Here is a 5,082-nt window from a genome sequence, read left to right as displayed (position 1 = left end):
GGTGGCCACGGGTGTGATGTTGTTTCAGGTCAGGGCTCAGCGTAGCTGAGAATGGCTGACGAAATGCTGCTGGTTGAGTTCGGGGGGCGGCAGGTTTGCCCGGCTGGCGGCCATTTCCCGTTGTAGCCGGGTGTTGTCTTCAAGCAACGTTTCGGGAATTTCTTCTTTGGCAGGGTCGGCGGGGGATGCCGGCGGTTCACCGGTCAGCGCCTTTTCTGACAGCTGTTGTTGCGGCAGTGGCGGCAGCGGAAAACTCAGATGGGTGGTGCGGTCGTAGCGAATAGGCTCCTGGTAGTTGGGCTGCTTGTAGCCTTGTGCATTGTGCAGCGCGGTATCCAGGTCTTCGGGGCCGGTAACATGGTGCCAATTCGGCTGTGGTGCCGGTGCGGGAGGCGCAATGGACTCTCCCCGAGCCAGTTTGGCCTCCAGTTTACTTTTGTGGCGTTGCCAGGCGAGCAGGTCGGTGACGAACCGGTCCTGGCGCGTGTAGTCGCGAATTTCCGGTCTTGGCCCCAAAGCGCGCGCCAGCGCATCTTGCTGTGATTCCACGCCTTGGGCGGCCAGCGCTTGCCCGTTCAGGGCCAGCATCATGACACTGATCAGCATAATGGGGGTATGCAGCACGCGCCCGGTCATGGCTACCTCAACCTCCCCTCCACGGTGCCCTCTATAAGGAAGGCTTCGCCGGCGTTATCCAGATACAGAACCAGGTTGCCGCTGCGATACACGCCGCTGAACTGCTGGGTGTCAGCAATAAACGCCGCGCGGCTGGCCTGGCGCTCCTGCTTGGGAAGCAGCTCATAACTGAACTGGACCTCTTGCTGTTGTGCTTCGCCGCCATCATTGATGCCGTCGAGCTGCATGCCGACAATGGTCATGGGCAGAAACAGCGGTGTCTCGGAGCCTGCGTTGGCCAGGAGGGTGCGGATGCGCTCGCTGGCCAGGGAGTCACCGCCGAGAGGGGGCAGTACAAAGCTTTTCGAGGTGGAGCGGTTATACCAGGTGCGATTGCGCTGGTAGTCGATCGGTTGCAGCTTGCCGGTGCGGGCCAGGGCGCTGGACAAGGTTTCCGGCTCGTCGATGACGGTCGGGTCGCTGCTGGCCACCGGGTGGGGCAGATAGTCATCCGGGCAGGCATTGCGGTGGCTCGCCAGGTCTCGCTGGGCCTGCTTGTATTTCATGATTTGTAGCAGGAAATCGCTGTAGTCCGGGTAATCTTCCAGCAGCGGTTTGTCTGGCACCTTCAGCGCGTGGCCGCAAGGCGTATGTGACTCCTCGGCCTGAACCGGAGTCAGCAAGAAAACACTGCACAGGCCGATGGCCAGGGCTCGAAAGTGCATTGTCGTATCCCGTTGTTGTTGTTTTCCCCTGTGTTTTCAGGGGCTTGGGGTTAACGACGCTTTTTGTAAGCGTTTGTAGCGTTTTGTTTTATCTGAGCATACGTCCGTCGCCGGCAGATGGCAATGGATATGCCTTGAGGTTGCCCCCTGCAATGGGATAGAATCGCGCGCTTCCTGCGTCTCCCCCGGTTTTCGGGGCGGGGATGCAGGTCTCCTTGCTTCACCGTGCGTTGATCATGATCACGGCGGGAAGCTGAATTGGCGTCGTGAGGCGTCGCAACCGTAAGGAGCTAACATGCGTCATTACGAAGTTGTGTTCCTGGTTCACCCGGACCAGAGCGAACAGGTCTCTGCCATGGTCGAGCGCTACAGCGCGATCGTGACCGATGGCAAAGGCACTATCCACCGTGTTGAAGATTGGGGCCGTCGTCAGTTGGCATACCCGATCAACAAGATCCACAAAGCTCACTATGTGATGCTGAACATCGAATGTGACGGCGAGACCCTGGGCGAGCTGGAAAACACTTTCCGCTTTAACGATGCCGTAATCCGTCACCTCGTAATTCGTCGCGACAACGCCGTAACCGAGCCGTCGCCGCTGGCGAAACACGACGAGAAGGAAGGGGCTGCCAGCTAATTTTGGAAAGCAACCACTGCGAACTCACTGGTGTGATCGTCACCTTGGAAAAGGTGGCCCTGACTCCAGCCGGAGTGCCCCGCCAGCGAGTCTGGCTGGAACATCGCTCCCGGCAACTGGAAGACGGACATCCCCGTGAAGTCCAGGCCCGCATTGCCGTGATTCTGGCGGGCGGGATGACCCAGCAGGCCAAGGGCCTGAAAGAGGGTCAGCGAATCAAGGTAACCGGATGCCTCAGCCGCGCCGGTTACAAGGGAGACGCCCGGGACCGTTTGCAATTGCTTGCCCAAACGCTGCAAAGCCTTAACTAAGGATTCGACAGGAGATTATCCAATGGCCCGTTTTTATCGCCGCCGCAAGTTCTGCCGCTTTACCGCGGAAGGTGTTGAGTACATCGATTACAAAGATCTCGACACCCTGAAAGCCTACATCACCGAGACTGGCAAGATCGTGCCCAGCCGTATTACCGGCACCAAGGCACGCTACCAGCGTCAGCTGGCCTCTGCTATCAAGCAGGCTCGCTTCCTGGCGCTGCTGCCGTACTCTGACAGCCACGACAATTAAGCCGAGGGGACCATCATGCAAGTGATCCTGCTGGAAACGATCAAGAACCTGGGCGATTTGGGCGCAGTGGTAGACGTACGTTCCGGTTACGGCCGTAACTTCCTGATCCCGCAAGGCAAAGCGCTGCCTGCCACCAAAGCCAACCTGGCGGAAGTGGAGCAACGTCGCGCCGAGCTGGAAAAGCACGCTGCAGAGCAGCTGGGTGCTGCCCAGGAACGCGCCGAGAAGCTGAACGAAGCCGCAGTTTCCATCGCCGCCAAAGCGGGCGACGAAGGCAAGCTGTTCGGTTCTGTGGGTACCCGCGACATCGCGGAAGCCATTTCCTCTTCCACTGGCGTGGACGTGGAAAAAGCAGAAGTGAAGCTGCCCCACGGTGCACTGCGCACCACCGGTGAGTTCGAAATCGACCTGGCGTTGCACGCCGAGGTAACTGTGACCATCAAACTGGCTGTGGTTCCTGCCGAGTAATCGGCAGAACTGACACTCGGTTTGCCCCCGCGGGGGCACGGTGACAGAATCAGGGCATTGTCCGAAACCTGTTTTCAGGTGGGGGCAGTGCCCTTTTTTGTTGAAGGGTAGTGCAAAGTTAAAAGTTTAAAGTTGAAACGCGAGTGGAGCCGGTGCGTTTTGAGCGGTCGGAGGCCGCGACTACAGCGTTGTCGAGGCTTATAGAATCTAGCGATGGGTGCATGCCCGGGTCGCGTTTCAACTTTAAACTTTGCTCTTTCAACTCTATTTCCCAACACGTTGGCTTATCCATGAATGAACCCATGTCGCTGGACAAACACCTGCCTGAGAACCTGCGTATTCCTCCCAATTCGGTGGAGGCGGAGCAGGCGGTACTGGGCGGTTTGCTACTCAATAACAGCGCCTGGGATGATGTGGCCGAGCGGGTGGGCGCGCGGGATTTCTACCGTAAGGAGCACCGCCTGATTTTCGAGGTGATTGCCCAGCTGGTGGAAGAGGAAAACCCCAGTGACCTGGTCACCGTCTCCCAGGCGCTCAATAACCTGGGGCAGCTCGAATCCATTGGTGGCATGACCTATCTGTCGGAGCTGGCCCGTAACACACCCAGCGCGGCCAATATTACCGCTTATTCGGATATTGTCCGTGAGCGCAGTATCCTGCGTCAGCTGATCAATGTTTCACACCAGGTGGCGGATAGCGCGTTTAATACCGAAGGCCGTAAATCCCTGGAAATTCTCGATGAGGCGGAATCCTCCATCTTCGAGATTGCCGAGCAGCAGAAGAAAGGTGACGGCCCCCAGAACATCAAGTCGGTGTTGAAAAAAGCGGTAGACCGCATTGATGAGCTGTACAAAACCAAGAGTGCACTCACCGGCCTGACCTCCGGCTTTGAAGAGCTGGATAAAATGACCGGGGGCTTGCAGCCCGCCGACATGATCGTGGTCGCTGGCCGTCCTTCCATGGGTAAGACCACGTTCGCCATGAACCTGTGTGAAAACGTGGCGATCAAAAGCAACAAGCCGGTGCTGGTGTTCTCCATGGAGATGCCGGCGGAATCCATCGTCATGCGGATGCTCTCCTCGCTGGGGCGTATTAATCAGGGCGCGATCCGTTCCGGTAATCTGGAAAAGGATGACTGGCCGCGTATCACCTCTGCCATTCATATGCTCAGTGAGCAGCGCTTCTTTATCGACGACACGCCGGCACTGAGTCCGCTGGAAATGCGCGCCCGTGCCCGCCGGGTGGCCCGTGAATGTGGCGGCGAGCTGGGCCTGATCATGGTCGATTACCTGCAGCTGATGCAGGTGCCGGGGGTGGAAAACCGGGTGAACGAAATCTCGGAAATTTCCCGCTCCCTGAAAGGGATTGCCAAGGAACTGAATTGCCCGGTGCTGGCCCTGTCCCAGTTGAACCGTTCCCTGGAACAACGGCCCAACAAGCGCCCGGTGATGTCGGATCTGCGGGAATCCGGGGCGATTGAGCAGGATGCGGATTTGATCGTTTTCCTGTACCGGGACGAGGTGTACAACAAGGACAGCAACGAGCGCGGTGTGGCCGAAATCATTATCGGCAAGCAGCGTAATGGTCCTATCGGCACCGTGCGGCTGGCCTTCCGCGGTGAGTTCACCCGCTTCGATGACCTGGCGCCGGAATACTATGCCCAGCTGGCGGCAGGGGATGAATAAAACGCTGGACGCTAGACGCCGGATGCCGGATGCGACGTCCCGTTCTTTAAACGTCAGGCGTCAGGCGTCCGGCGTTGGGCTGCACCTGCTATGAGAGGCACCCGAGTCGAAATTCGTCCTTCTGCGCTGGCGCATAATGCGCGTCTGGCCCGGCAACTGGCTGATGGGGCTGAGGTGTTTGCCATGGTCAAGGCCAACGGCTACGGGCACGGCCTGTTGCGGGCGGCGGATGCCATGCACGACAACGTGTCGGGCCTGGGGGTGGCGCTGGTCGAAGAGGCACGTGCGCTGCGAGAAAACGGCATGACCTTGCCGATTCTTGTGGCCGAAGGCTTCTTCGATGCCGAAGAGCTGAAGGAGGCGGAGCGGCTATCCCTTGAGGTAGTCG

At 58.7% G+C, this 5,082-nt stretch carries 8 protein-coding genes; 6 read left to right on the top strand and 2 right to left on the bottom strand.

The genetic code is table 11. The annotated features are described in order from the left end of the window. Positions 1-36: 36 nt before the first annotated feature. A complete protein-coding gene (locus A3754_RS21675; RefSeq protein WP_063521309.1) occupies positions 37-636 on the bottom strand; it encodes a hypothetical protein in 600 nt (199 codons plus the stop codon). A 2-nt stretch (positions 637-638) separates the two neighbouring features. After that, the gene (locus A3754_RS21670; protein ID WP_063521308.1) at positions 639-1,340 is read right to left on the bottom strand and encodes a hypothetical protein; all 702 of its coding nucleotides are present in this window, start codon (positions 1,338-1,340) and stop codon (positions 639-641) included. 295 nt (positions 1,341-1,635) lie between these two features. Between A3754_RS21670 and rpsF the strand changes: the two genes are divergently transcribed. The 6 genes from rpsF to A3754_RS21640 form a co-directional block, all read left to right on the top strand. Beyond that, entirely contained in the window at positions 1,636-1,977 is a 342-nt protein-coding gene (rpsF, locus tag A3754_RS21665) for a 30S ribosomal protein S6 (protein WP_007151551.1), read from the top strand. Positions 1,978-1,979: 2 nt separating this feature from the next. Then, positions 1,980-2,288 carry a primosomal replication protein N gene (priB, locus tag A3754_RS21660; protein ID WP_063521307.1) on the top strand — a complete coding sequence of 103 codons (309 nt, stop codon included), beginning with the start codon at positions 1,980-1,982 and terminating at the stop codon, positions 2,286-2,288. A 22-nt stretch (positions 2,289-2,310) separates the two neighbouring features. Next, entirely contained in the window at positions 2,311-2,541 is a 231-nt protein-coding gene (rpsR, locus tag A3754_RS21655; protein ID WP_007148676.1) for a 30S ribosomal protein S18, read from the top strand. Positions 2,542-2,556: 15 nt separating this feature from the next. Then, the gene (gene rplI, locus A3754_RS21650; RefSeq protein WP_007148535.1) at positions 2,557-3,009 is read left to right on the top strand and encodes a 50S ribosomal protein L9; all 453 of its coding nucleotides are present in this window, start codon (positions 2,557-2,559) and stop codon (positions 3,007-3,009) included. A gap of 290 nt (positions 3,010-3,299) precedes the next feature. Next, a complete protein-coding gene (gene dnaB, locus A3754_RS21645) occupies positions 3,300-4,694 on the top strand; it encodes a replicative DNA helicase (RefSeq protein ID WP_063521306.1) in 1,395 nt (464 codons plus the stop codon). Between the two features lie 90 nt (positions 4,695-4,784). Further along, positions 4,785-5,082 (top strand): alanine racemase (locus tag A3754_RS21640; RefSeq protein WP_197468772.1); only part of this gene is annotated, 298 nt, incomplete at its 3' end.

The organism is Alcanivorax sp. HI0083, assembly GCF_001635175.1.
The sequence above is the reverse complement of the archived record's forward strand: the minus strand, read 5'-3'. Positions and strand labels throughout refer to the sequence as shown.

Excerpts from the sequence above, each read along its gene's own strand:
- rplI (WP_007148535.1), top strand. The coding sequence starts at position 2,557 with ATGCAAGTGATCCTGCTGGAAACGATCAAGAACCTGGGCGATTTGGGC.
- A3754_RS21670 (WP_063521308.1), bottom strand. The coding sequence starts at position 1,340 with ATGCACTTTCGAGCCCTGGCCATCGGCCTGTGCAGTGTTTTCTTGCTG.
- dnaB (WP_063521306.1), top strand. The coding sequence starts at position 3,300 with ATGAATGAACCCATGTCGCTGGACAAACACCTGCCTGAGAACCTGCGT.
- rpsR (WP_007148676.1), top strand. The coding sequence starts at position 2,311 with ATGGCCCGTTTTTATCGCCGCCGCAAGTTCTGCCGCTTTACCGCGGAA.
- A3754_RS21675 (WP_063521309.1), bottom strand. The coding sequence starts at position 636 with ATGACCGGGCGCGTGCTGCATACCCCCATTATGCTGATCAGTGTCATG.
- rpsF (WP_007151551.1), top strand. The coding sequence starts at position 1,636 with ATGCGTCATTACGAAGTTGTGTTCCTGGTTCACCCGGACCAGAGCGAA.